Annotated in this window: 24 protein-coding genes, 1 pseudogene and 1 riboswitch; of the genes and pseudogenes, 9 read left to right on the plus strand and 16 right to left on the minus strand. The window is 70.2% G+C overall.

Annotated elements, in window-relative coordinates; all coding sequences use genetic code 11:
* The first annotated feature begins 100 nt into the window (after nt 1-100).
* Nucleotides 101-322: a hypothetical protein gene (locus ACFZDL_RS28390; RefSeq protein ID WP_353591842.1), complete on the plus strand. Its 222-nt coding sequence runs from the start codon at nt 101-103 to the stop codon at nt 320-322.
* A gap of 107 nt (nt 323-429) precedes the next feature.
* Here the strand turns inward: ACFZDL_RS28390 and ACFZDL_RS28395 are convergent, their stop codons facing one another.
* The 13 genes from ACFZDL_RS28395 to ACFZDL_RS28455 form a co-directional block, all read right to left on the minus strand.
* Nucleotides 430-2,304, minus strand: a complete 1,875-nt coding sequence (locus tag ACFZDL_RS28395) for an ABC transporter ATP-binding protein (RefSeq protein WP_353591841.1) — start codon at nt 2,302-2,304, stop codon at nt 430-432.
* Entirely contained in the window at nt 2,301-2,849 is a 549-nt protein-coding gene (locus ACFZDL_RS28400; protein ID WP_353591840.1) for a hypothetical protein, read from the minus strand. Before ACFZDL_RS28400 ends, ACFZDL_RS28395 begins: the two co-directional genes overlap by 4 nt.
* A 55-nt stretch (nt 2,850-2,904) precedes the next feature.
* Nucleotides 2,905-3,477, minus strand: a complete 573-nt coding sequence (locus ACFZDL_RS28405; RefSeq protein WP_353591839.1) for a MauE/DoxX family redox-associated membrane protein — start codon at nt 3,475-3,477, stop codon at nt 2,905-2,907.
* Nucleotides 3,478-3,576: 99 nt separating this feature from the next.
* Nucleotides 3,577-4,083, minus strand: a complete 507-nt coding sequence (locus ACFZDL_RS28410; RefSeq protein WP_353591838.1) for a S26 family signal peptidase — start codon at nt 4,081-4,083, stop codon at nt 3,577-3,579.
* A gap of 13 nt (nt 4,084-4,096) precedes the next feature.
* On the minus strand, nt 4,097-5,602 hold the full coding sequence (locus ACFZDL_RS28415) for a BTAD domain-containing putative transcriptional regulator (RefSeq protein WP_353591837.1): 1,506 nt from the start codon (nt 5,600-5,602) through the stop codon (nt 4,097-4,099).
* A gap of 281 nt (nt 5,603-5,883) precedes the next feature.
* Nucleotides 5,884-7,275, minus strand: a complete 1,392-nt coding sequence (locus tag ACFZDL_RS28420) for a hydroxylase (protein ID WP_353591836.1) — start codon at nt 7,273-7,275, stop codon at nt 5,884-5,886.
* A gap of 105 nt (nt 7,276-7,380) precedes the next feature.
* Nucleotides 7,381-8,370, minus strand: a complete 990-nt coding sequence (locus ACFZDL_RS28425) for a zinc-dependent alcohol dehydrogenase family protein (RefSeq protein WP_353591835.1) — start codon at nt 8,368-8,370, stop codon at nt 7,381-7,383.
* Entirely contained in the window at nt 8,367-9,254 is an 888-nt protein-coding gene (locus tag ACFZDL_RS28430; protein ID WP_353591834.1) for a carbohydrate ABC transporter permease, read from the minus strand. Before ACFZDL_RS28430 ends, ACFZDL_RS28425 begins: the two co-directional genes overlap by 4 nt.
* The gene (locus tag ACFZDL_RS28435) at nt 9,251-10,234 is read right to left on the minus strand and encodes a sugar ABC transporter permease (protein ID WP_353591833.1); all 984 of its coding nucleotides are present in this window, start codon (nt 10,232-10,234) and stop codon (nt 9,251-9,253) included. Before ACFZDL_RS28435 ends, ACFZDL_RS28430 begins: the two co-directional genes overlap by 4 nt.
* Complete coding sequence (locus tag ACFZDL_RS28440) at nt 10,227-11,582, minus strand: sugar ABC transporter substrate-binding protein (protein ID WP_353591832.1); 1,356 nt, start codon at nt 11,580-11,582, stop codon at nt 10,227-10,229. The genes ACFZDL_RS28435 and ACFZDL_RS28440 overlap by 8 nt, the downstream gene beginning before the upstream one ends.
* Before the next feature lie 95 nt (nt 11,583-11,677).
* Nucleotides 11,678-12,439 carry a DeoR/GlpR family DNA-binding transcription regulator gene (locus tag ACFZDL_RS28445; RefSeq protein WP_353591831.1) on the minus strand — a complete coding sequence of 254 codons (762 nt, stop codon included), beginning with the start codon at nt 12,437-12,439 and terminating at the stop codon, nt 11,678-11,680.
* A 274-nt stretch (nt 12,440-12,713) separates the two neighbouring features.
* Complete coding sequence (locus ACFZDL_RS28450) at nt 12,714-14,075, minus strand: 6-phospho-beta-glucosidase (RefSeq protein ID WP_353591830.1); 1,362 nt, start codon at nt 14,073-14,075, stop codon at nt 12,714-12,716.
* Complete coding sequence (locus ACFZDL_RS28455) at nt 14,072-14,833, minus strand: DeoR/GlpR family DNA-binding transcription regulator (protein WP_353591829.1); 762 nt, start codon at nt 14,831-14,833, stop codon at nt 14,072-14,074. Before ACFZDL_RS28455 ends, ACFZDL_RS28450 begins: the two co-directional genes overlap by 4 nt.
* Before the next feature lie 145 nt (nt 14,834-14,978).
* Here ACFZDL_RS28455 and ACFZDL_RS28460 point away from each other — a divergent pair, with 145 nt between their 5' ends.
* Genes ACFZDL_RS28460 through ACFZDL_RS28475 form a run of 4 tightly spaced genes read left to right on the plus strand, consistent with a single transcriptional unit; the run spans nt 14,979 to nt 19,295 of the window.
* Entirely contained in the window at nt 14,979-16,097 is a 1,119-nt protein-coding gene (locus ACFZDL_RS28460) for a PfkB family carbohydrate kinase (protein ID WP_353591828.1), read from the plus strand.
* A 41-nt stretch (nt 16,098-16,138) separates the two neighbouring features.
* Nucleotides 16,139-17,569: an extracellular solute-binding protein gene (locus tag ACFZDL_RS28465; protein WP_353591827.1), complete on the plus strand. Its 1,431-nt coding sequence runs from the start codon at nt 16,139-16,141 to the stop codon at nt 17,567-17,569.
* The gene (locus ACFZDL_RS28470; protein WP_353591826.1) at nt 17,566-18,474 is read left to right on the plus strand and encodes a sugar ABC transporter permease; all 909 of its coding nucleotides are present in this window, start codon (nt 17,566-17,568) and stop codon (nt 18,472-18,474) included. The genes ACFZDL_RS28465 and ACFZDL_RS28470 overlap by 4 nt, the downstream gene beginning before the upstream one ends.
* A complete protein-coding gene (locus ACFZDL_RS28475) occupies nt 18,471-19,295 on the plus strand; it encodes a carbohydrate ABC transporter permease (protein WP_353591825.1) in 825 nt (274 codons plus the stop codon). Before ACFZDL_RS28470 ends, ACFZDL_RS28475 begins: the two co-directional genes overlap by 4 nt.
* A gap of 24 nt (nt 19,296-19,319) precedes the next feature.
* On the opposite strand, the gene ACFZDL_RS28480 is transcribed toward ACFZDL_RS28475, so the two are convergent.
* Nucleotides 19,320-20,078, minus strand: a complete 759-nt coding sequence (locus tag ACFZDL_RS28480; RefSeq protein ID WP_353591824.1) for a DUF72 domain-containing protein — start codon at nt 20,076-20,078, stop codon at nt 19,320-19,322.
* Nucleotides 20,075-20,314, minus strand: coding sequence for a hypothetical protein (locus tag ACFZDL_RS28485; RefSeq protein ID WP_353591823.1), 240 nt, complete (start codon nt 20,312-20,314; stop codon nt 20,075-20,077). The genes ACFZDL_RS28480 and ACFZDL_RS28485 overlap by 4 nt, the downstream gene beginning before the upstream one ends.
* Before the next feature lie 262 nt (nt 20,315-20,576).
* Between ACFZDL_RS28485 and ACFZDL_RS28490 the strand changes: the two are divergent.
* Nucleotides 20,577-21,215, plus strand: a pseudogene (locus ACFZDL_RS28490) (phosphoribosyltransferase); the annotation flags it as partial.
* Nucleotides 21,216-21,235: 20 nt separating this feature from the next.
* Nucleotides 21,236-21,529 (plus strand): dsRBD fold-containing protein, encoded by a 294-nt coding sequence (locus ACFZDL_RS28495; protein ID WP_353591822.1) that lies wholly within the window; start codon nt 21,236-21,238, stop codon nt 21,527-21,529.
* A 55-nt stretch (nt 21,530-21,584) separates the two neighbouring features.
* Here the strand turns inward: ACFZDL_RS28495 and ACFZDL_RS28500 are convergent, their stop codons facing one another.
* Nucleotides 21,585-22,895: a transglycosylase family protein gene (locus tag ACFZDL_RS28500; protein WP_353591821.1), complete on the minus strand. Its 1,311-nt coding sequence runs from the start codon at nt 22,893-22,895 to the stop codon at nt 21,585-21,587.
* Between the two features lie 5 nt (nt 22,896-22,900).
* Nucleotides 22,901-23,082, minus strand: a riboswitch (cyclic di-AMP (ydaO/yuaA leader).
* 354 nt (nt 23,083-23,436) lie between these two features.
* Between ACFZDL_RS28500 and ACFZDL_RS28505 the strand changes: the two genes are divergently transcribed.
* Nucleotides 23,437-24,150 carry a DUF4232 domain-containing protein gene (locus ACFZDL_RS28505; protein WP_353591819.1) on the plus strand — a complete coding sequence of 238 codons (714 nt, stop codon included), beginning with the start codon at nt 23,437-23,439 and terminating at the stop codon, nt 24,148-24,150.
* A gap of 235 nt (nt 24,151-24,385) precedes the next feature.
* Nucleotides 24,386-24,556, plus strand: a complete 171-nt coding sequence (locus ACFZDL_RS28510) for a hypothetical protein (protein ID WP_353591818.1) — start codon at nt 24,386-24,388, stop codon at nt 24,554-24,556.
* The last annotated feature ends 100 nt before the right edge of the window (nt 24,557-24,656 follow it).

The raw sequence follows: 24,656 nt of genomic DNA on the forward strand, positions 1-24,656 counted from the left end.
GTCCTTTCCGTTCTTATATGTGGATTGTATTCTTCCTGTCTTTTTGGCCTCTAACGTCAGAGGCGTCAGAATTCCTGACCGAGAGAGGAAGGAGATGTCCATGCTCAAGTGGATCGAGACGATGGGCGCTCGCATGGTGGCCCGTGCGGTCCCGTCGGCGACGGCGGACGCCGCGGCGGCCGCGTGCTACGACGAGTACTCCCACTGTCAGACCAACAAGTGCAGCCCGCTGCCGTGGCAGGACCGGATCGCTTACGACCGGATCTGCAACGGCGTGTACCAGTACACCTGGTACGCGTCGTGCGGCACCTGCGCGGCCTGACCCTGCGCGTCAGGTGACAGCCGACGGCCCCGGCCTCCCTGTGGGAGGCCGGGGCCTTCTTGGTCGGTTTCACGCACCGCACAACGCGAGACACCTCTGGGGGTGTGTCAGTGAGTGGGTTCTGGTTGCTCCTCGTTCTGCTCTCGGTAGCCGCGTGACTGGAGCCGGAACAACCGCGCGTACAAGCCGTCCAAGGCGAGAAGTTCGCGATGGGAGCCCTGTTCCGCCATGCGTCCGTCGCTGAGCACCACGATCCGGTCGGCGTCGCGCGCCGTTCCCAGGCGATGGGAGATGAGCAGGCTGGTGTGGCCGACTCGGTATTCCGTCAACTGTCTGTGGATCTCGTACTCCGCCTCCGCGTCGAGCCCCGAACTCGGCTCGTCGAGGATGAGCAGATCCCGCCTGGCCCGCAGGAAGGCACGGGCGAGCGCCACCCGCTGCCACTGCCCGCCGGAAAGCAGCACGCCGGAGGCCGGATCGTCGCCGTCCACGTCCAGGAACATCCGGCTGAGCAGTGTGTCGTAGCCACGGGGCAGCCCGGCGATGATGTCGTGCACGCCCGCGTGGCGGGCCGCCAGCGTGAGGCGCGAGAGGTCGCCGAGGGCGGAGATGTCGCCGAGGCCGATGTTCTCACTCACCGGCAGGTCGTAGCAGGTGTAGTCCTGGAAGGCCGCACTCATGTGTTGCCGTAGTTCCACGGGGTCGAACTCCCGCAGGTCGATGCCGTCCCACAGCACCGCGCCACGGGTGGGGTCGTACAACCGGCACACCAGTTTGACCAAGGTGGATTTCCCCGCGCCGTTGTGGCCGATCAGGGCCGTGGCCTGCCCGCGTGGGAGGAACAGGTCCACACCACGCAGGATCCACGGCTGGTCGTCGCCGTAACGGAACCACACCCCTTTCAGCTCGATGCCGTGCCGCAACGGCGGCACGGGGCGGGGTGCGGCGGGGACCGCGAGAGAGGATTCGGTGTCCATCACGACCCGATAGTGGCCGAACATCAACAGCGAGTCGTGAACGGTCGACAGACCTCGTACCACATTCGAGAGAGCCCCTTGGGTGCCGACTACGGACGCGGCGAAGATGGACACATCGCCGACCGTGAACCGTCCGGACAACGCGGCTTGGACAGCCCACACGAGTCCAGCCCCCGCCACCACCGCGGACAACGCCGACAGGCCGCCCTGCGTGCGCAGCACCCGTCGGTCCAGCCGGTCACCGGCGGCGTGGATGGTGCGCAGTTCGCCCAGCATCCGGTCGCGCAGGAACCCCGCGATGCCGAACAGGCGGATCTCCTTGGCGGCCTTCAGATCGCGCAGCAGATCGGTGTAGAACATCTCCCGTCGCTCGGCCGGTCCGAGGCGCCATCGCAGCCCGGCCCGATGTCTGTTCAGCGCTCGCTCGGCGAGCAGCGCCGGGATGATGGCCATCACCAGCACGATGGCCATGACGGGACTGAGCACGGTCAGGGTGATGAGGAATCCGGCCAGAGTGATTCCCGCCTGCAGCAGGCTGAGCAGCCCGCCGAGGATCTGCCCGGGGCTCTCGCTTCCGGCCTGCTGCGCGAGCATGAGCCGATCGTGGAAGGGCGGATCCTCGAGTTGGCCGAGCCCTTGCATGTCGCCGACTTTGGTGAACAGCCGCTGCCTGGTGGCGAGCTTCACCTTGCGCGACATGCGGTTGGCTGTGTAGGCGGTGGCGTGCGGAAGGAGGGCTGTGATCACTCCGGCGGCCGCCAGCCCCAGTGCGGGGGCGAGCAGGTGGCGCAGTCCGCTCCGGGAGGAACCGGTGATGTCATCGAGTAGAAGCTTGGTCAGCCAGGCGGACATCACGGGGGTGAAGCCGGTGCACACGGCCGCCAGGAGGAGGAAGGCCACGGCTCCGGGGGCGGCCCGGCTCGCCACGGCCAAGGCGGGCGGGAGGTCCGACAGTCGCGCCGGACTGGTGTCGTCGGCCCGGCGCGCCCCCGTCGGCCTGGTCACGCCGAGACCGCCGTGGGCAACTCGGCGACGCTGCGGGTGGCGACCGAGACGGATCCGCCCGCGCCGAGCACTCCGAAGGCGGGCGCCCCGTTCATTGCGAACGCCGACTGCACTGGTCCGCCCGGTGCCTCCACCACGACGTGGGCCACCTCGCCGAACCGTTCCGCGTACTCGGCGCCCTCGGAAGGCTGACCCGAGACGACGACCAGGACGCGGTCACGGCCGCCGGGCACGGCCGCGGCGTACTTCAGGAAGTCGGGTACGGCCTGTTCGCACGGCAGGCATCCGGGCGAGAGGAAGGCCACGACGGAGGACGCGGCTAACGAATGACGCGACACGGTCTGGCCTGTCACCGTCATGGCTGTGAAATCCGAGACCGCGCTCCCCAGGGGCCGTGGCCGTCCGGTCCCCCCTTCGGTCGGCCCACTGTGTTCGGCGAGCGCCTCGGAATGCTCGCGCAGCTTCATGATCACCCCGTAGGTGAAGACCAGGTTGACCAGGCACAGCAGGCCCATGAAGCAGAGCACGGCGATGACATACGGCATGGTGGAATCCTCTTTCCTGGGTTGGACGTCTCTTCCGGGTGCGTTTGAACGTGCCTCAGGTAGTGGCCCGCACGGACACGAACAGTTCCGCGATGTCGTCGAAGAGCACGAAGACGCTCGCGACAATCACGCCCGCGAAGGCGGCCAGGACATGTCCGGCGGTGCTTCCCTGGATTTGTCCAACCACCAGATGGCCGAGCAGCCCCGCACCGCCGATCACGGCGAGGGCGGTGTTGCGGATGATGTGGCGCATTCCAAGGACCGACCCCCGGGCTCCGAAGCATGCGCAGGACGCCTGGGTGCCATTGCGCACGGCGAGAACGATGCCGACGGTGAACGCCAGCAAGAGTCCGATGGCCAGTACGGTCGAGCAACCCCTGAGCCACCAGGAGGCCGTCTCCACCGGGTCGGCGGGTACGAGCGCGACGAGGAGCAGGGCGGGCACCATTGCTTCTACGGCCACCGTTATACGCGCCGTGACACGGGCCCAAGGACGCGGTACCAGGCCGAGCCCTTTCACCACGGTCGCGAACGCCGCGAACGCGTCGCGATCGCGGATCTTTCCCACTGCGGCAGCCGCGAAGACGGTGCCCAGCAAGAATTGACAAGCCGAAACCAGATACAGCATGAAAGCCCCCCTTATTCACCGACGTTTTTCGCAATACCGCCAGAGAACACTAGTCATGTGGACGCACAGTCTTGATATAAAAGCCGTATACGTCGCCGCTCAGGGCGCCAGCCGTGCGACAACACGCCCCAGGACCTGCTCGGTGGGAAAGTAGCCATGCTCCCGTGAGTCGTAGCTCGCGCTTTCGTTGTCGCCGAGGAGAACCAGCTGTCCCATCGGGACCGCTGCCTCCGGAACATCACGCAGCGCGGGCACGGCAATCCGGGGCACAGGGTCGCCCGGCACGGCGGCGATCCGTTTGATCAGGAATGGCCCGCTTCGACTCCGCACAGGGCGACGGCGTCCGCGCGGACGCACCGACGCGGGAATGGGAACCTGCGTATAGCGCAGGTCGTGTACGACAACGACGGTGGCGGGGGCGAGCCGCCCTTTACCGCCCCGGCGTACCAGGACCCGGTCCCCCGCGCTGAACGTCGGTTCCATGCTGGTCCCGCGGACGGTGACCATGGTGTATGAGCGGCGCAACCACCACAGGAAGGCCCCGACGAGAGCGGTCACACCGACGGCGGCGACACCGACCGGCGAGGTGCCCGTGAGATTCCACACGATCGTCCCCTGGTCACTTCGACGCGGCGAACAACGGTTCCAGGACATGGGCGGGGTCGGGAAGACCACGACCCTCTGCACGGAGTGCCCCGGCAACCTGGGCCAGCCCCAAGTCCGGCCGCGTGGACAGGAGCTCTCCTACGTGGCGTATAGCCCCAGGCAGACCGGCGCAGAGCTCGACGATGTCGTGGGTCGCCCGCGGGGATGCGGCGATCCTGGCAGCGCCGGCGAACTCAGTGAGCAGGGCCATCGACTCCCGCCTGGACAGGGGCTCCACCTGCAGGTGTTCGGCATAATCCAGTGCCAGACGCCGTCTGCTGGTGATCAGGACGGCACAATGACGTCCCCAGGGGAGCAGCGGACGCACCTGCCCGGCGTCCGGGACGCCGTCGAGCACGAGCAGAAGACTCAAGTCGGCGGTTGCTGAGCGAAACCGGCTCGCGCATTCGCTCGTGTCGGCTCCGGGTGCCGGGACCGGTTCGCCGAGTGCGGAAAGAAAGCCGGCGAGCAGGTGTCGGCTGCTCATCGACGGACGCGTGGGTGTTCCGCCCGAAAGCCCACCCCAATCCACATAGAGCTGCCCGTCGGGAAAACGGTCGCTGACGGCATGCGCCGCACGAAGCGCCATCGCCGACTTGCCGACGCCTTGCGAGCCACTGATCACCATCAGCCGCGCGAACGGTTCTTCTCGCCTGAGGACATCCGTCACGGCCTCCGTCATCCGCTCCCGCCCCCGACACAGTAGGGGCCGGGGTAACTGCCGGGGCACCGGCCTGCTCTGTCCGGGCCCGGCGTCTGTACCAGACGCGGCGTTGTGCCGCATCTGAGCGGAAGGGCCCGGGTCGCGGTTCAGTACGTTCTGGTGGATACGGCGGAGTTCCGCGCCGGGCTCGATTCCCAGCTCGGCTACGAGATGCTTCCTGGCCTGCCCATAGGCGAGAAGCGCCCCCGCCGTGTCGCCGGCGCCGTGGAGGCCCTTCATGAGCAGACCCCAAGCGCGTTCCCGCAGTGACTCTCTGCTGAGTAGGTCCCGCAGTCTGGAGAAAGTGTCGGCGCGCGCTCCAAGATGGATCACGGCCTCGGCATGGTCCTCGACCGCGGTGGAGTACTGCTCCTGCAACGCGGCAAGACGGGCTCCCATCGACCGCCCGCATGGGATGCCGTGCCCGGCCTCCCCACGCCAGAGGTTGATCGCCCGCTGTAGCAGCGCGGCTGCCGCGGAGTGGTCGCCGCGTCTCAACGCGGCCCGCCCGTCCGCAGCCGCCTGTTCGAAGCTCGTGAGGTCGAGTTGCCCGGAGGCGGCCTGAAGCTGGTAACAGCGGCCGAGCGCGGTGATCTCGACACCCTCGAAGCCGGACAGGCTGCGGCGCAGCGCATGGATGTAGCTGCGCAGGTTCGCCGTGGCCGAGGCGGGTGCCCGATCTTCCCACAGAGCCTCGGTGAGCCAGCCAATGGACACGGGCTGATTGAGGTGGAGCAGTAATGCCAGGAGCAGCGCCCGCTGTTTGGGGCCACCCATCGACAGCTGCTCCCCGTCTTGACGGACAACTCGCACCGGCCCCAAGACTTGGAAGGTGTGACGCAACTGCTCCTCCTGTGTTCTTGTCGGGCGCTGTGCCCCCGTCACGACCCGAGTCCCACTCGCGACGGTTTGGCAAAAACGACGTCCACTGCGCGAACAGGCTCTTCCATGAACCTTGAACAAACCTTGTTGCCGGTTTGTATCAGCCGGTCACAGGGGCAGAGGAGGGGTGCCAGAACGGTCCTGAGACGTGGCGACAGCACCAGGCGACGGGAGCATCAGGTGCGGGGCGAACCCGCCGCGCCCTCCACCCGCAGGGGAATGCTCGCCGGGCCCGGCCGCCGGGGCAGCAGTATCGTGCGCAGCGCGACCGCGGGGGTCAGCAGCCGGGACGGCGGCGCGGCGAGATGGGTGACGTCGCGGAAGGCGGCCCCGACGGTCGGGTCATGGGTCGCCCGAGCCGCCAGTCGGCCGAAGTACCAGGTCTGCAGCCGCTCGGCCGTCCCCGGGGAAGTGGCGTCGGCGCCCTCGGAGTACGGGCGGTCCGCCCCCGCGGCGGTCAGCCACGCGGTCTCGCTCGCGCGGGCGACGGCGCGCTGGGCCGCGGCCGCGAAGCCGGGGCGGCGCGGACCGCCGTCGGCCAGGCATTCGCGCAGGGCCAGTCCGCTCAGAACGGCCACCGACATGCCCTGCCCGTAAATCGGATTGAACGTGCAGGCGGCGTCCGAGACCGCGATGAACCCCTCGGGGACGCCGCCCGGAGTGTGATAGTCGCGGCGGCGGTTGGCGGTGTCCCGGTAGGCGTACGGCGGGGACACCGCCTCGCAGGTCTTGAGGTGGTCCAGCAGATACGGTTCGCCGAGCGAGGCCACGAAGTCGGGTACCGCCGAACCGTCGGTCGGCGGGTGGTGGCCGCGCACCCCGGCGAGGGTCAGCAGCCAGTTGCCGCCCTCGACGGGCGACCACGCCGCGCCACGCGGAAGAGCGGGCCTGGGCTCGAGGACCACGGCGGTGCGGAGCGGCTCGGCGGGCCGGAACATCTGGGTGGAGTAGCCGATTCCGGCGTCGATGACCTCCTCGCGCGGCGCCGGGCGGCCGAGTTCCGTAAGCCACCGCGGAGCGCGCGAGCCACGTCCGGAGGCATCGACGATCAGCTCGGCGGGCAGCTCCCGCTCGGCGTGCCCGGCATCGCGCGAGCGCACGCGGACGCCGGTCACCCGGTCCGCGCTGCCGATGAGCCCGACCGCCTCCCACGCCTGTAACACCTCCACCCGGGTCCCGGACTCGGCGGCCCTGGCGAGGACCTGGGCCCGTACGGTGGCGTCGAGGAGCGGGCGGGTGCAGCTGATCACGGCGTGTCTACCCTCGTGCAGACGGCGGTGCCAGCCGTGCGGGGTCCTGGTGAGCACATCGCGCGGCGCCTCCATACGGCGCGCTCCGGCCGCTTCCAGCTCCGCGACGGTCCCGGGCAGCAGCTTCTCCAGGGCCCGCTGCCCGCCTGAGAGGAAGACGTGCAGATGGCGGCCCTGGGGGACCCCTCTGCGGAACACCGGCTGTTCCGGGTAGCGGTCGCGCTCGATGACGGTCACCGTCTCCACCTGCCCGAGCAGCGCCGCCACCGCCAGCGTTCCGGCCAGACCGCCGCCCACCACCACCGCGCCGCCGCTCATGCCGCACCCCTCCTCGTCTCCGGTGATCAGCCCAAGCCTGGGGTGCCGGGCTCGGGCCGTCAACGGCGCACGGGTGGGGCGCGTGTCGTGTCAGCCGCGGTCGTCTCAGGGCTCCACGACGATCTTCCGGCCCTGTCCCGAGCGGAACTGCTCAAGCGCCTGCGGGTACTGCTCCAGCGGCAGCCGGTCGCTGATGAAGACCTTCGGGTCGAGCACCCCGGTCGCGAACAGCTGGGCGGCGCGCTCATAGCTGTGCAGCACGGCCATGGAGCCGGTGATGGTGATCTCCTGGTTGTAGATCTTGTACGGCTCGATGACGGCCTTGGTCGCGTAGTCGGAGACACCGAACTGCAGGAACGTCCCCGCCTTGGCGACGCGGCCGAGACCGTCCTGAATCGCGGCCTGGTTGCCCGTCGCGTCGATGACCACGTCCCAGCCGCGCGGCTGGTCGAGCTCATCGGCCGAGGCGGCGGCGCGGGAGCAGCCGAGCAGGTTCGCGGTGGCGAGCCGGTCGGGGTTGATGTCCAGGACGTCGACGCTCGCCGCCCCGGTGCGCTTGGCCAGCTCCAGCATCATCAGGCCCATGGTCCCGGACCCGTAGATCAGCACCTCGTTGCCCATCCGGCTGTTGAGCACGTCGTAGCCGCGCACCGCACAGGACAGCGGCTCGATGAGCGCCGCGTCCGCCACGTCCACATGTTCGGGCAGCCGTACGCAGTTGGCCACCGGCGCCACGGCGAACTCGGCGGCGCCGCCGGGGACGCTGACCCCGATGGCGTTCCAGCGGTCGCAGAGGTTGCCCCGCCCGATACGGCAGTAGCGGCACTCATGACAGTAGAGGGAGGGGTCGACGGCGACCCGGTCGCCCACCGCCACCTCGGTGACCTCGCTGCCGATGCCGACGACCTCGCCGGCGAACTCGTGTCCGGGGACGATCGGCAGGGTGGGGGCGAACTCCCCTTGGAGGATGTGCAGATCGGTGCCGCACAGCCCGCAGGCCGCCACGTCGACGACCACCTCGCGCGGCCCGGGGGCGGGGTCGGGGACGGTGGCGACGGTGACCTTGCCGGGGGCTTCGATGACGGCGGCCCTCATTTGACTGCTCCTAGCGACAGGCCCTGGACCAGCTTGTCCTGGGCGGCGAAACCGGCGGCGAGCACCGGCAGGGAAATGACGATGGAGGCCGCGCACACCTGCGCCAGGAACAGGCCCTGGCTGGTGACGAAGCTGGTCAGGAACGCCGGTGCGGTCTGCGCGACCACGCCGGTGAGCACATTGGCGAACAACAGCTCGTTCCAGCTGAAGATGAAGCAGATCAGCGAGGTGGCGGCGATGCCGGGCCCGGCGATCGGGGCGACGACCCTAAGCAGCACGGTCGGCAGCTTCGCCCCGTCCATCTGGGCCGCCTCGATGATGGACACCGGGATGTCGGAGAGGAAGGACTGCATCATCCACACCGCGATCGGCAGGTTCATCGAGGTGTAGAGGATGACCAGCAGCCAGATGTTGTCCAGGAAACCGGTGTTCTTGGCGAACAGGTACACCGGCAGCAGCCCGGCCACCACCGGAAGCATCTTGGTGGACAGGAAGAAGAACATCACATCCGTCCACTTGCGCACCGGCCGGATCGACAGCGCGTACGCCGCCGGCAGGGCCAGCACCAGCACGAAGATCGTGGAGAACAGGCTGGCACCCAGCGAGTTGAGCAGCGGCGGCCACGGGTCGGCCCCGCCGTTCACCCCGAAGAACTCGCGGTAGCCGTCGAGGGTGAGCGAGGCGGTCAGGGACGGCGGGTTGGTGGCGGCGTCGGCCTCGGAGTGGAACGAGGTCAGCGCCATCCAGGCCACCGGCAGGACGAACACGATGCCGGTCAGCCAGGCCAGCAGGCCCAGCGCGGTGCTGCGGCGGCGGGCCCGGCGGGCGGCCGGCGGGACGGCGGTCACGGGGGCCGCCGGCGCCGCGGCGGTCAAGGAGGTCATGCGCGGGACACCTCCTCACGGAACAGGGACGACACCACGCGCAGCGCGAAGGTGGCGATGATGATCGTGCCGATCACCACCAGGACACCCGCGGCGGATGCCTGCCCGTACTCGTGGGCGTTGTAGAAGGTCTCGTAGATGGTGTAGGGGAGGTTGGCGGTGTCGAGACCGCCCCGGGTGATGGTGAACACCGCGTCGAAGTTCTGCACGATGTAGATCGAGCCCAGCAGGGTGCCCAGCTCCAGATAGCGCCGCAGATGCGGCAGCGTCAGAAAGCGGAAGATCTGCCAGTTGTTCGCGCCGTCCAGCCGGGCCGCCTCGATCATGTCCAGGGGGCGGCTCTGCAGCCCGGCCAGCAGGATCAGCATCATGAACGGCGTCCACTGCCACACCAGCGAGGCCTCGACCGCGAACATCGGCATGTCGGATATCCAGTCCGGCTGTGGCGGGTTGTCCACGCCGAACAGATCGCCCACCCAGCTGAGCGCGCCGTTGAACAGCCCGTACTCCGGGTTGTAGAGCGCGTGCTTCCACAGCAGCGCGGAGGCCACGGGGACCAGCAGGAACGGCGCGATGAGCATCGTGCGCACGAGCCCCCGGCCGCGGAACTTACGGTCCATCAGCAGCGCCAGCGCCAGCCCGAGCACCACGCTCGCGATGACCACGGTCGCGGTCAGCAGCACGGTGGTGACGATCGACTCGCGCAGCGCCTCGTCGCTCGCCACCGAGGTGTAGTTGGACAGACCGGCGAACTCGCGCTCATCGGGCTTGAGCGAGTTCCAGTCGAAGAGGGAGATCACCAAGGTCGCCACGAACGGCAGCTGGGTGACCGCGATCAGAAAGATCAGGGCGGGCATCAGCGGCGCCCGGGTCGCCCAGGCCCGGGCCGCCTTGGGCGCCCGCGGGGCGCGCCGGGGTGGGACGGCCACGGTCGGGGGCGGTCCGCTGCGCACGGGCGTCGCCGTGAGTGGATTAGTCATCTTGGTACTCCTCGCCCACCTTCTCGGCCAGCTTCTGAGACTTCTTGAGTGCCGACTCGACGGACTGTTTTCCGGCGATGGCGGCGCTGATCTCCTGGGCGACCTTGGTCCCGAGGTCGGAGAACTCGGGGATGTCGACGAACTGGATGCCGATGGTCGGCCGAGGCTGCACACCCGGGTCGCGCGGATTGGCGCTGGTGATGGACTGGCGGGTGACCTCGGAGAAGGTGCCCGCCGCCTTGCGGTACTCCGGGTTGGCGTAGGTCGAGGCCCGCTTGCCCGCGGGCGCGCTGGACCAGCCGTACGTGGTGCCTACCAGGGCCTCGTACTTCTTGCTGGAGGCCCAGGAGACGAACTTCCACGCGTTGTCGCTGTTACGGGACGCCTTCTGCACGCCCCACGCCCAGGTGTAGAGCCACCCGGAGCTCTTGGTCTTCACCACGGGCGCCTGGACATAGCCGATCTTGCCCCGTACGGGGGACTTGGCGCCCTCCAGCGAGCCGGCGGCGGAGGTGGCGTCGTACCACATGGCGGTCTTGCCCTGGGTGAGGTTGTTGAGGCATTCGGCGAACCCCGACTGGGCCGCCCCGGATTCGCCGTGCTTGCGCACCAGGTCGACATAGAACTCGGTGGCCGCGGTGAACTCGGGGGAGGTGAGCTGCGCCTTCCAGTCCTTGGTGAACCAGGTGCCGCCGAAGGTGTTCACGACCGTGGTGAGCGGGGCCATCAGCTCACCCCAGCCGGGCAGTCCGCGCAGACAGATGCCCTTCATCCCCTTGCGGGCGCCGTCCACCTTGGCCGCGAGGTCCGCGACCTGCTGCCAGGTGGGGTGCTCGGGCATCTTCAGGTTCTTCTCGGCGAAGACGTCCTTGCGGTACATCAGGAAGGACGACTCGCCGTAGAACGGCTGGGCGTACAGCTTGCCGTCGTCGGCGGTCAGGGACTGCCGCATCGAGGGCAGGATGTCCTTCTGGTCGAACGCCCGGTCGTCGGCGACGTGGTCGTCCAGCGGCAGCAGCCAGCCGTTCTTGGCGTAGAAGGGCACCTCGAAGTTGCTGATGGTCGCGACGTCGTACTGCCCGGCCTGATTGGAGAAGTCCTGGCTGATCTTGTCGCGGACGTCGTTCTCGGGCATCACCGTGAAGTTGACCCGGATGCCCGTTTCCTTGGTGAAGTGCTTGGCGGTGAGCTTCTGCAGATCCATCATCTGCGGGTTGTTCACCATCAGGACGTTGATGGTCTTGCCACCGGATCCACCGCCCCCCATACCGGCGCACCCCGCGAGGAGCGCCCCCGCGGCCATGGCCACGACCGGTATCCGGGCAGCACGAAGTGTCAGGATGGGCATAACGGGTCCAATCGAAGGAACAGTTGAAGAAGCGAGGAGAAACGAGGAGAAACGAGGAGTAGTGAGGAGGAGTCAGAAGGGCGGGGACGGGGGCGTCAGACCCGGATGATCTGCGGGCCCAGCAGCGAGTAGCGATTGGCCTCGGTCAGCGGGAGCCCGGTGTCCGTCACGATCGTCTCGAAGTCCGACACATCGGCGAAGCGGCAGAAGCTGACGGCCCCGAACTTGTTGTGCACCCCGGAGAACACTCTCCGCCGGGACACCTTGACCACCCGCGCCTTGACCTCGCTCACCGCCGGATCGGGCGTGGTGAGCCCATACTGCCGGGAGATGCCGTTGGCGCCGATGAACGCCAGGTCGATGACGAAGCCCGAGAGCATGTGGGTGGCCCAGTGGTCGACGGTGGCCATGGTGCCGCCGCGGACCCGGCCGCCCAGCAGCAGCACGGTGGTGTTCTCGCGGGTGGCCAGGCCGCTCGCGGCCGACAGCGAGGCGGTGATCACGGTGAGCGGACGGTCCCGGGGCAGGGCCTCCGCGATCAGCTGGGGGGTGAAGCCCTCGTCGATGAAGACCGTCTCGGCGTCGCCGAGCAGATCCGCGGCGGCCGCCGCGATCCGCGACTTCTCCGGGACGTGCATGGTGGTGCGGAAGGCGAGGGTGGTCTCGAAACCGGCGCTCTCCACCGGGTAGGCGCCACCGTGGGTGCGCCGCACAAGACCGTGGTCCTCGAGCACCCGCAAATCGCGCCGTACGGTCTCCTTGGAGACCCCGAGGTCGGCGGCGAGCTTCCCGACATCGACGGACCCCGCGCGCCGGGCCGCGTCGAGGATTTCCCGACGGCGTTCTTCCGCGTCCACACCGCACCTCCTGCCTGCTGCTGACTTGCGTGGCAGTTTTACAAACGGGAAACAGGGTCGCCAGTGGCGGCACCAGGTGGATCGTGCCCGCCTGCGCCCGTTGCAGGACCGTTGTCTTCCCTGGTCGGCGGGTGTTCGGGGAGCGGTGGTTGCGTGGCGGGATGACTGAATGCGCGCCCGGCGGGCCCGTTCGCTGCCCGTTTCTGGAAAATGGGCACGATCGGCGCCCGCCCGGGCGCGTTCAGAGACTAGGGAAAGCCCGTTCGGGCATGTGCTAGGAGACTGAGAGCGCTCCTGAGGCGTCGAGGATGCGGCTCGCCACATGGACGGAGTCGACGAGCGGATGCAGGGCGAGCGCGCGGAGGGCCGCCGCACGGGCGGCCGGGCCGTGGGAGGTCGCCGCGCTGATCGTGGCACGCTCGACGGCCTTCAGCATGAGCATCAGCCCGAGTTGGTCCGTCGCCACGGCCCCGGTGGCCAGCGGGCGCGCCCCGGCCGCGTCGACCACGCAGGGGACCTCCACCACGGCGTCGGCGTCGAGGCCGGGGACGGCGGTGCGGTTGCGGACGTTGAGGATCAGCGTGGCGCGCTCGTCGCGGGCGATGGCCCGCATGATGGCCAGGGCGATCCGGTCGTAGCCGCCGCCGTCCAGATCGCAGGAGTCGCGCTGCCAGCCGCCGCTCGCCTCCCGGCTCTCGGCCATGTACGTGGCCTCGCGCTCCCTACGGGTCCGCTCCCACAGCTCCAGCGCCCCGGCCCCGGCGGCCCCCTGCGCCGTTCCCGCCGCCGCGGCCTCGGCGTAGAAGCCCGCCTGCTGGTCGCGGAGGAACTCCCCGCGGGTGGCCGGGGCTTGCCGGATGGCGGTCACCGCCTCCCGGTTGAAGTAGTAGTAGTGCAGATACTCGTTGGGCAGGGCGCCCAGCGCCCGCAGCCACTCCGCGCCGAAGAGCTTGCCCTCCTCGAAGGACTCCAGGGCCGCGGTGTCCTCCAGCAGCTCGGGCAGCCGGTCCCGCCCGTCCACGGTCACCCCGCGCAGCCAGCCCAGGTGGTTGAGGCCCACATAGTCGTAACCGGCCCGGCCCGGGTCGGCGCCCAGCGCCCGCGCGGCGCGCCGGCACAGCCCGACCGGGGAGTCGCAGATGCCGATCACCCGGTCGCCGAGCACCCGCTGCATCGCCTCGGTGACCATGCCGGCCGGGTTGGTGAAGTTGATGACCCAGGCGTCGGGGGCCACGGCGGCGATCCGCTCGGCGATCTCCAGGGCCACCGGCAAGGTGCGCAGCCCGTACAGCACCCCGCCCGCGCCCACGGTCTCCTGGCCGAGGACGCCCTCGGCCAGCGGAACGCGCTCGTCGCGCGCCCGGCCGGCCAGGCCGCCGACGCGGATGGCGGAGAAGACGAAGTCGGCGCCGCGCAGCGCGTCGTCGAGGTCGGTGGTGGCGCGGACGGCGGGTGCGCCGGGGCGGCCGGCGGCCTGCTCGGCCAGCACGGCCCCGATCGCGTCCAGCCGGCCGCGGTCGGTGTCGAACAGGACCAGCTCGGTGCAGCGCCCGGCGGCGTCCCCGCTATCGTCGAGCAGTGCCCGGTACACCAGCGGCATCCGGAACCCGCCGCCGCCCAGCACAGTCAGCCTCATACGGTCACTACCTCCACACCGGCCTCGCGGAACACCTCGAGGGTCGCCGGGTCTGATGTCTCGTTGGTGATCAGGGTGTCGATCTGCTGCGGCCCGCAGATCCGGGCGAGCCCGGTGTCGCCGGGGAACTTCCCGGCGGTCGCCAGCAGCACCACCTCGCGGGACGAGGCGAGCATGGCCCGTTTGATGGGCACCTCCACATGCGTGCTGTCCAGCACGCTCCCGTCGGGCAGCACACCGCTGGCGCCGAGGAAGAGGCGGCCGACGTGCAGCTGGCGGATGTTGGACTCGGTGAGGAAGCCGACCACGGACCGGTAGTTGCTGCGCACCTGCCCGCCCAGCAGGATCAAGGTCACCTCCGGGTCGTCGCGCAGCTCGTCGTAGACGGCGAGATTGCTGGTGACGATGGTGACCGGGCGGCCGCGCAGCAGCTTGGCCAGCTGCAGCGTGGTGGTGCCGATGTCCAGGAGCACCACGTCCCCGTCGGCGATCAGCCGGGCGGCCCGGCGGGCGACGGCCGTCTTGTCGGGCAGGTCGTCGACCACCACCTCGCTGAAGGGCCGCTCCTCGTCCGGGCGGGGGCTGGCCACCGCGCCGCCGTAGACCCGGGTGAGCCGGCCGGCCCGGCCCAGCTCGGTGAGGTCGCGGCGGGCGGTGGCCTCGCTGACCCCGAGCCGCTTGGCGATCTCCCCGATGGGCAGCACGCCCTCCTCGCCGAGGATGCTCAGCAGCTTCTCGTGCCGGGTCTCTCGCAGCATGTCGGCCAACGTACTCCACGTGAGCGGGTTTGCGCGACTGTGACCGACCTCTTGCAATCGCTGGTCAGGCCATGCAGGGTGTCGCTCACGTAGGTCACCCCTGCGCAGCACGACAAACACCCGAAAACGCCACAAGAGAACCGTGATGAACAGGAAGGGCGCACCGGTGAGCACTGCCGGAACCGCAGATTCCATAGACCCGCTGGCCGCCCTGCGCGCCCCCGGAGACCCCGAGCACGACGTCTATCTCACCGGCACCGTGTTCCTCGACATCATCTTCACCGGCCTCGACCACGCCCCGGTGCGCGGCACCGAGACCTGGGCCCGCGGCATGGGCTCAAGCCCCGGCGGCATCGCCAACATGGCCACCGCCCTCGCCCGCCTGGGCCTGCACACCACCCTCGCCGCGGCCTTCGGCGCCGATGTGTACGGCGACTACTGCTGGGAGTCCCTGGCCACCGGCGAGGGCGTCGACCTCAGCCACTCCCGCCGGCTGCCCGGCTGGCACTCGCCGGTCACCGTCTCCATGGCGTACGACGGCGAGCGCACCATGGTCACCCACGAACACCCGGCCCCGCCGCCCGCCACCCACACCGCACCGCCGCCCTCCCGCGCCTGCGTCACCGCCTTCGAGCCGGGGCGACAGGAGGACTGGGTGCGCCAGGCGCACACCCAGGGCAGCCGGATCTTCGCCGATGTGGGCTGGGACGACTCCGGCCGCTGGGACCTGGCCGCGCTGCCCGACCTCGGGTACGCCCACGCCTTCCTGCCCAACGCGGCCGAGGCGCAGCGCTACACCCGCACCGACACCCCCGAGCGGGCCGTGCGGGCGCTGGCCGACCTGGTGCCCATCGCGGTGGTCACCAGGGGCGCCGAAGGAGCCGTGGCCATCGACTCGACCACCGGGGAGAGCGCCGAGGTGCCGGGGCTGCCGGTGGCCGCGCTCGACCCGACCGGGGCCGGCGACGTGTTCGTCGCGGGCTTCATGACCGGCACCCTCGCCGGCTGGCCGCTCGCCGAACGGCTCGCCTTCGCCAACCTCACCGCCGCCCTCTCGGTCCAGCACTTCGGCGGCTCGCTGGCCGCCCCGGGCTGGGCGGAGGTGGCCGCGTGGTGGGCGCTGACCGCCGAGGCCGCCGACGACGGCGGGGCGTGCGGCGAACTGGCCCACCGCTACGGGTTCCTGAACGAGCTCATCCCGGCCGGGGTGCGCCAGTGGCCGCGCCTGCGTGCCCTGCCCACCATCGGTTTCCGGGGCGCGTGACGATGCCCGCGAGGCCACGGACACATCTGAAGGAGATCTTCATGAGATTCCCCCGTACCGGGTCGCGCCGCGTACGCCGGAGGGCTGTGCCGGCCCTGCTCACCGCCGGGATCGCGCTGCTGGCCACCGCCTGTGTGCCGGGCACCGACGGGTCGCAGGCCTACGGCCCCGGCAGCGGCCCCGCCACCGCCGTACCGGACCCGGCCAGGGCGGGGAAGGTCACGCTGACGGTCTGGGACCAGGAGACCCGGGGCGGCACCAACGGGGAACTGCAGCAGCTCAACAAGGAGTTCGAGCGCAAGTACCCCAATGTGCGGATCAAGCGGGTGGCGCGCAGCTTCAACGATCTGAAGACCACCCTGAAGCTCGCCCTCTCCGGCAACAACCCTCCCGATGTGGTCCAGGCCAACCAGGGCTACCCGGACATGGTGTCCTTCGTCCGGGCCGGGCTGCTCGCCCCGCTCGACAACTACGCCGGGATCTACGCCTGGAACACCCGCTATCCGAACACCCTGCTCAACCTCAACCGGGTCTCGGCCGACGGCACCGACTTCGGCACCGGCCGGCTCTACGGCATATCCCAGACCGGCGAGTTCGTCGGTCTCTACTACAACAAGGACGTGCTGGCGAAGGCCGGCGTCGAGCCGCCGAAGACCTGGGGCGAGTTCACCGCGAGCCTGGCGCGCCTGAAGGACCGCGGGGAGCTGCCCATCCAGTTCGGCAACCTGGACAAGTACCCGGCCATCCACACCTTCGGTGTGCTGCAGGACCAGCTCGCGCCCGCCGAGGTCCGCGACACCGTCCTCGGCCGTGGCACCGGCTTCGACACCGCCGCCACCAAGGACGCGGCGGCCACCCTCGCCGACTGGACGAAGCGCGGCTACCTCCCCAAGGGCGCCAACGGGCTCGGCTACGACGACGCCGCCAAGAAGTTCTCCTCCGGCGACGGCGGCTATCTGCTGACCGGCACCTGGCTGCTGGCCGACCTGAAGAAGGCCATGGGCGACAAGCTCGGCCTGATGACTCCGCCCCCCGCCTCGGCCGGCGGCGCCCCCGTCACCACCGGCGGCCAGGGCCTCGCCTGGTCGATCACCTCCCGCTCCCGCCACCCCGAAGTCGCCGCCGCCTACCTCGACTTCATCACCAACAAGCACGCGGCCGATGTGATGACCGAGCACGGGGTGCTGCCCGCGGTGCCCGGCGCTGCCGCGGAGCGGGTCGACCCGGACACCGTGGACGGCCAGATGATCGCCGGGTGGAAGCGGCTGAGCGCGGCCGACGGTCTCGTCCCGTACCTCGACTACTCCAGCCCCACCTTCTTCGACACCATCACCGCGGCGCTCCAGGGCGTCATCAGCGGCAAGACCTCGCCCGGGGAATTCGCCACCACCCTGCAGCAGGACTACGGCGCCTTCATGAAGAAACAGCGTGAGCGCCACGCGGCCACGCCCACCCCGGCGGAGCCGAAATGAAAAACCCTCTCTCCGCGGCCGCGTACCGGCGCCGGTCGCCGGGCGAGCCCCGCGCCATCGGCTATCTCTACATCCTGCCCGCGCTCGTCCTGTACGCCGCCTTTCTGCTCTACCCCTTCGGCCAGTCGGTCTGGCTGTCGTTCGTGCACTGGGACGGCCTGACCGTCGCCACCCCCGCGGGTCTCGACAACTACCGCGACCTGTTCACCGACCCCGCGCTGCGCGCCCCCTTCGCCCACGCCCTGCTGCTGCTCGTCTTCTACTCGGCGCTGCCGGTGGCCATCGGGCTGCTGCTGGCCGCCGCGATGTCCCGTGCCCGGGTCCGCGGCATGACCTTCTTCCGTACGGTCCTCTTCCTGCCCCAGGTCCTCGCGCTGATCGTGGTCGGCGTGGCCTGGCGCTCGATCCTCGCCCCGGACGGGCTGCTCAACGACACGCTCCGCGCGGTCGGCCTCGGCTCGCTCGCACGTCCCTGGCTCGGCGACTACGACTGGGCCCTGCCCGCCGTCGGCATCGTCGGCACCTGGGTCGGCACCGGGCTGTGCATGGTCCTCTTCCTGGCCGGCGCCCAGCGCATCCCGCGCGAGCTGTACGAGGCGGCCCGGATGGACGGCGCCGGGCCGGTGCGGGAGTTCTTCTCCGTCACCCTGCCCGGGCTGCGGCCGCAGATCGCGGTCGCGCTGACCCTGACGATCGTGGCGGGGCTGCGCAACTTCGACCTCATCTACATCACCACCAGCGGCGGCCCCGGCAACTCCACCTCCGTACCCGCCTACGAGGTCTACCACCGCGCGTTCGAGACCAACCAGGTCGGCTCGGCGGCCGCGGTGGGAGTGGCCCTCACCGTCCTGATCTTCGTCCTGACCGTCACGGTCTCCCGGCTCGTGGAAGGGCGGCGGTCATGATCACGCGCCTGGAACGCACTGTCACCTACGGCATCCTCGCCCTCTTTTCGGTCATCGCGCTCACCCCGGTCATCGGCATCCTCTCCACCGCCTTCGGCTCACAGGACTCCCTGGACACCGGCTTCTCACTGCCCGAGGGCGGACTGCACTGGAGCAACTTCGCCGACGCCTGGGACCGCGGCCACTTCGGCAGCTACCTCGGCAACTCGATCCTGGTGACGGCCGCGGTGGTGGCGGCCACCACCGTGCTGGCCGTGCTCGCCGCGTACGCCTTCGGGGTGATGCGCTTCCCCGGCTCCACGGTGCTGTTCTACCTCTTCGTGATCGGCCTGACGCTGCCCCAGGAGGCCCTGGTCGTACCGCTCTACTTCGATCTGCGGTACGCCGAGCTCACCGACACCTACTGGGCGCTGATCCTGCCGCAGACCGCGCAGTCGCTCGCCTTCGGCGTCTTCTGGATGCGGACGTACTTCCGGGGCAGCGCACGGGCGGTGATCGAGGCGGCCCGGATCGACGGCGCGAACACCTGGACCACGCTGTGGCGGGTGCTGGTCCCCATGGGCCGCCCGGCCATCTCCACCATGGTGGTCATCACCTTCATGTGGACCTGGAACGAATTCCTGATGGCGCTGGTCATGGTCAGCGACGAGGCGCACCGCACGGTCCCGCTGGGCCTGGCCTTCTTCCAGGGGCAGCACAGCTCGGACGCGGCGCTGCTCGCGGCGGCCTCGGTGCTCATCGCGCTGCCGGTGGTCGTCGTCTACGTGGCCCTCCAGCGCCGGTTCATCGAGGGCATGCTCGGCGGCGCGGTCAAGGAGTGAGCGTTCCCCCGGGAGCGGGGCCGGTCACAGGTCGGGGGTGCGGCTCACCTCGCGCCCGCGCCGCTCCATGGCCCGGGCGAAGACCACGGCGTCATGGACGGCCGCCCCGCCCGGGTCGTTGTTGAAGTACGCGTAGACATCGGCGCGCTCGGGCCAGGCCTCGGCCACCCGGCGCGCCCAGGCGGTCAGCGACTGGGGGCTGTAGCGCGGCGCGGGCTTGGCCAGGCCGTGGTGGAAGCGGACATAGCCCCACCCGGCCGTGCGCCACAAAGGGGTCACCGGCCGGGCGGCGGCGTCCGCCCAGCACAGCGCCGCGCCGCGGTGCTCCAGCACCTTCCGGACCTCGTCGGTCCACCACGAGTCATGGCGGGGCTCCACGGCCACCCGCGTCCCGGAGGGGAAACAGCCGAGCGCGGTGTCCAGCAGCCCGCTGTCGGCGCGCAGGGTGGGCGGCAGCTGCAGCAGCACGGGCCCCAGCCGGTCGCCCAGGCCCTCCGCGTGCCCCATCAGCCGCGCGACGGGCTCCTCGGGGTCCTTGAGCCGCTTGATGTGGGTGAGATAGCGGCTGGCCTTGAGGGCCATCACGAACCCGTCGGGGGTGCGCTCCCGCCAGGCGGCGAATTGCTCACGGGTGGGCAGCCGGTAGAAGGCGTTGTTGGACTCGACGGTGGCGAACCCCCGGGCGTACTCCTCCAGCCACAGCCGCTGTGGGCAGCCGGACGGATACAGGACGTCGCGCCAGTCCTTGTACTGCCACCCCGAGGTGCCGACGAGGACGGTCATGCTTCACCCGGATGCCATGGGGGCCACTGGCCCGGCCGGTCGACCCAGTGGACCTGCTCCGGGTCGTCCAGGTCGATGGCCGGGAACAGCCGTCGCACGCGCGGCTCGAACTCCTCGCGCTCCAGCTGCTCCCAGCCCAGGCCGCGCAGCCACACCCGCCGGTATCTGCTGTCCGCGTCGTACGCGTCCACGAAGACGAGATGGCCGGACTCGCTCGGATCCGTGGCGTTCTCCATCGGTCTCCTAGTGAGGGATTGGCTCCCCTGACGTGTGATAGGTTCATTACGCCCCGTAAGGGGCCGGTTCGGGCTGGACCGCAACCCTCGGGTTGGAAGCCCCCCTCCTTCGGGTGGGGGAGCGGAGTCACGGTTCCAGGGTGGGTCGCCCCCACCGGTTACGCGCGCCGACGGGGCCAATTGGGTCCCCGTCGGATTGCGCACGGGGGAATCTTCGGGTGGAGTCGTAAGAGCGGGGTCTCCCTGTACCAGGGGGTGAGTCATGATCTTCGTCGACCGCGCGGACGCCGGGCGGCGGCTGGCCGCCCGGCTGCGGTCCCTGAGCGGCGAGGATCCCGTGGTGCTCGGGCTGCCGAGGGGCGGGGTGCCGGTGGCCTTCGAGGTGGCGCGGGAGCTGAAGGCGCCCCTGGATGTGATCATCGTCCGCAAGCTGGGCGTCCCCTTCCACCGCGAGCTGGGCTTCGGCGCCATCGGCGAGGGCGGGGTGCGCGTGGTGCACGACGCGATCGTACGGATGAGCCGGGCGGGCGAGGAGGAGCTCCAGGAGGTGGAGCGGGCCGAGGGGGAGGAGCTGGCCCGGCAGGCGCGCCGGTTCCGGCGCGGCCGGCCACGGGTCGCGGTCGGCGGCCGGACGGTGATCGTCGTGGACGACGGGATCGCCACCGGCGCCACGGCCCGGGCCGCCTGCCGGGTCGCGCGGGCCCAGGGCGCGGCCCGGGTGGTGCTGGCGGTCCCGGTCGCACCGCCGGACGCGGCCGAGGCGCTGCGCCAGGACGCGGACGACGTGGTGTGTCTGTCCACCCCCGCGGAGTTCTCGGCGGTGGGCGAGTGGTACGAGGACTTCTCCCAGACCAGCGACGCCGAGGTGGTCGAACTGCTCTCCCGGTCGACCGGGATGCCGGGTCGGGCGCATCCTGGTAGATGAAGCAGGAGGTGATGACCGCGATGGAGACGATCGTGGGATGCGACATCGAAATGGAGTTCCGTGAGCTCGGACCCCTGACCGAGGCGGTCGTCCGGCTGAGGATGCACGACGGGACCGAGATGCTGGCTCAGGGCCGGGCGAACCGGAACCCGGACGACCCGTCTCAGCCGCGGGTCGGCGAGGAGATCGCGGCGGCGCGTGCGCTGAACAACCTCGCTCACCGGCTGATCTCGAAGGCCGGCGGTGACATCGAGGAGGTCACGCACGCGAAGGCACATCTGGTGATGTAGGGCGGATCTGCCGCGGCACCGGGCCGCGGCAGAGCACCCTTCACTCACCCGCCTCTCAGATCTGGACGCCCTTGGAGCGGAGATAGGCGAGCGGGTTGACGTCCGAGCCGTAGTCGGGGCCGGTGCGTATCTCGAAGTGCACATGCGGCCCGGTCACATTGCCGGTCGCCCCTGAGCGGCCGATCTGCTGGCCGCCGGACACCGTCTGGCCGACGTGGACGGACAGCGCCGACATGTGCGCGTACTGGCTGTACATGCCGTCGGGGTGGCGGAGCACGACCTGGTAGCCGTACGCACCGCCCCAGCCCGCGGCGACCACCTCGGCCGAGCCCACCGCGCGCACCTGGGTGCCGGTGGCGACGGGGAAGTCGACGCCGGTGTGGTGGCCGCTGGACCAGTTGCTGCCGGAGACGCCGTAGGCGGTGCCGATGGCGTGGCTGGCGACCGGCGTGGTGAAGGATGCCGACGAGGAGGACGAGTGCGCCGCCGAGCCGGACTGCTTCTTGGCGCGCTCACGGGCCTTGTTGGCCTGCTCGACCCGCTGCTTGGCCGCTTGCTCGGCGCGCTGCTTGGCCCGGTCGGCCGCTTCCGCGCGCTGCTTGGTCTGGTCCGTCCGCCGCTCGGCCTGGGGCCGGCTCTCGCGCGCCTGTCCGGCGGGGGAGCGGCTTGTGTCGAGGGTGAGCCGCTGACCGGGGTAGATCAGGTCCGGGTCGCCGCCGATGACCCGGCGATTGGCCTCGTAGAGCCGCTGCCAGCCGCCGACGCGGTCCATGTCCTGCGCGTCGGCTATCCGGGACAGCGTGTCGCCGCTGACCACGGTGTACGAGGAGCCGGAGCGCCCGGTGGTGGCCGCGCTCCGGTCGACGGCCTTGGGAGTGGCCCTAGGAGCGGCCTCGGTCTTCGGCGTGGCTTTCGGGGCCGCGTTGGGAGCGGTCTGTCTCGTGCCGGAGTTGCCGGAGCTGCCGGGCGAGACGTCCGCGGGCTGGCCGCCGCGGGTCAGACCCGCCTTGACCGAGCAGACCGGCCAGGCGCCGGGGCCCTGGGCGTCGAGCACCTTCTCGGCGATGGCTATCTGCTGGTCCTTGGACGCCAGATCGGCCCGGGGCGCGAAGGACGTCCCGCCGTACGCCTCCCAGGTGGACTGCGAGAACTGCAGACCGCCGTAGTAGCCGTTCCCGGTGTTGATGCTCCAGTTGTCGGTGGACTCGCACTCCGCCACCTTGTCCCAGGTGTCGACGGAGGCGGCGTTCGCCTGGCCGACGCCTATGAGGGGCAGTGCGACGCCGGCGCCGCCCGCGGTGAACGCGAGCGAGGCGCGGGAGACGCGGCGTGGTCGGGGCCGACGGTGACGTCCGCGTGCAGCCATTGAGCTCATCCTCTCCTGACGCCTGCGAGGTGAGCTGTCGGGTTCGGGCGGGAGCTGCCCGGCCGCGCCCTTCTCGGTGCCCCCGGCACCGTGGCGCGACTTCACCCCTAGCCGTCCCGCCCGCGATCGCGCGGCACGGCGCCTACCTGGTTCCCCCGCTCCTGCCGTGACAGGTCGTCGTGTCACTCCTCCGCCACGGCAGGACTCGGCGCTCCGGCGAGGGAGAGACCCGTGCATGGAATGCGCCGGGTGCGGCACAGTAAACACATCGTTTTGGTCACGACAAGGTCTCGACGGGCCTGTGTCCGGAAATCGATCAGGCCCCCGGTGAACTGTGATTCACGTCACCACATTCCGGATGGGGTGAATGTGGCGCGGAATCCGCAATGCCGAATTGCGCCTGTTATGCGATTAATGCGGTCGCAGACATAAGGGCGCCGAACGGGGGAAGAGGAGCCGAAGGGGAATGGACGGGGAATGTCGGGGCACTCGGCGCGGCGGCTGACGAGCCGCCAGATGCCCGACCCACAGGAGGTTGCCCATGGCTCAGCGGTACGGCGGGACGCCCGCGAGGCGCCGACCGCCGGTCTTATCCGTATCCGCACTGCTCATCGGCGCGCTGGCCGCTGTCACGGCCTGCGGAGCCGAGGAGGACTCGGGGGCGCCGGCGCCGCCCGGCTCCGCCGACGCGCCCCACTCGGCCACCAGCGGTGCCCGGCCCGGCACGGCCGAGCCGGGCACCGCCGGGCGCCGTTCCGCCGAGGCGTCGACCCCCGGGAAGGCGCCGAGCGCGGCCAAGCCGTCCGTCGCCACCGAGGGCGCGTCCGCGGCCCCGCCCACCGTGCGCCGTATCTGCTCCAAGGGCCAGCTGAAACTCTCGACCGGCCGGGCGGATATCGGCGCGGGCAATGTCTATGTTCCCCTGGCCTTCACCAATACCGGTGAGACCAGTTGCACGCTGACCGGCTTTCCCGGGGTTTCCCTGCTGGACGCCCCGGGCTCGGCTATCGGTGACCCCGCCACCCGCCGGGGACCGGCGCGGCCCACGGTCGTCCTGAAACCCGGCGACAGCGCCCACGCGAGTCTGCACACCCTCAACAAAGGCTTGTCCGACAAGCCCTGTTGGCGGACCGCGGCCGAAATTCGCGCCTACCCGCCGGACTCCTACCGCTCCATGAAGACGTCGGCGCGCTCCTTCCAGGTCTGCGGGGGCGTATTCGAAGTCACCGCCCTCGAGCCCGGTTCCCAGCCCTGACCCGGAGCGCCGCGGCCGGGCGCGGAACACCGTCCCCCGCCCCGCGCCCGACCGGACGCGCCGGAAATGAATTGGCCGGGAAGCGCGGCCACATGACGCCCAAGGGTGTCCGAAAATCTTGATGGGCCCGACACCCACTGGCCCCTTCCGCCCTTCCGCAATCATTATCGGGTGGGTCACCATGTGAAGAGGCCTCGCCTGAGCCGGCGCGGAGCGTCTAGAGGGGGACGATGTCATGGAGCGAGCGGCGACCGGGGTCGAGACGGAGTTGGTGGACCTGTCGGGAACGACGCTCGAAGAACTGGGCGACAGCCAGGAGTTCACTCTCGCGACCCAGCGGTTGCTCGATCTCGTACAGTCCCCGCCGACACCCTCGACCTCCTCCGCGAACGGACCGGGCTGTTGATGCGATCCCGGCGTGGCGCGGCAGCATTCACCCCACCGAGAAAGGCGGCCATGCCGGCGGACGGTTCAGCCGACCCTCCTTGCCTGCTCCCGACCCTGGG

The organism is Streptomyces sp. NPDC007917 (genome assembly GCF_042959105.1).
GTDB lineage: Bacteria > Actinomycetota > Actinomycetes > Streptomycetales > Streptomycetaceae > Streptomyces.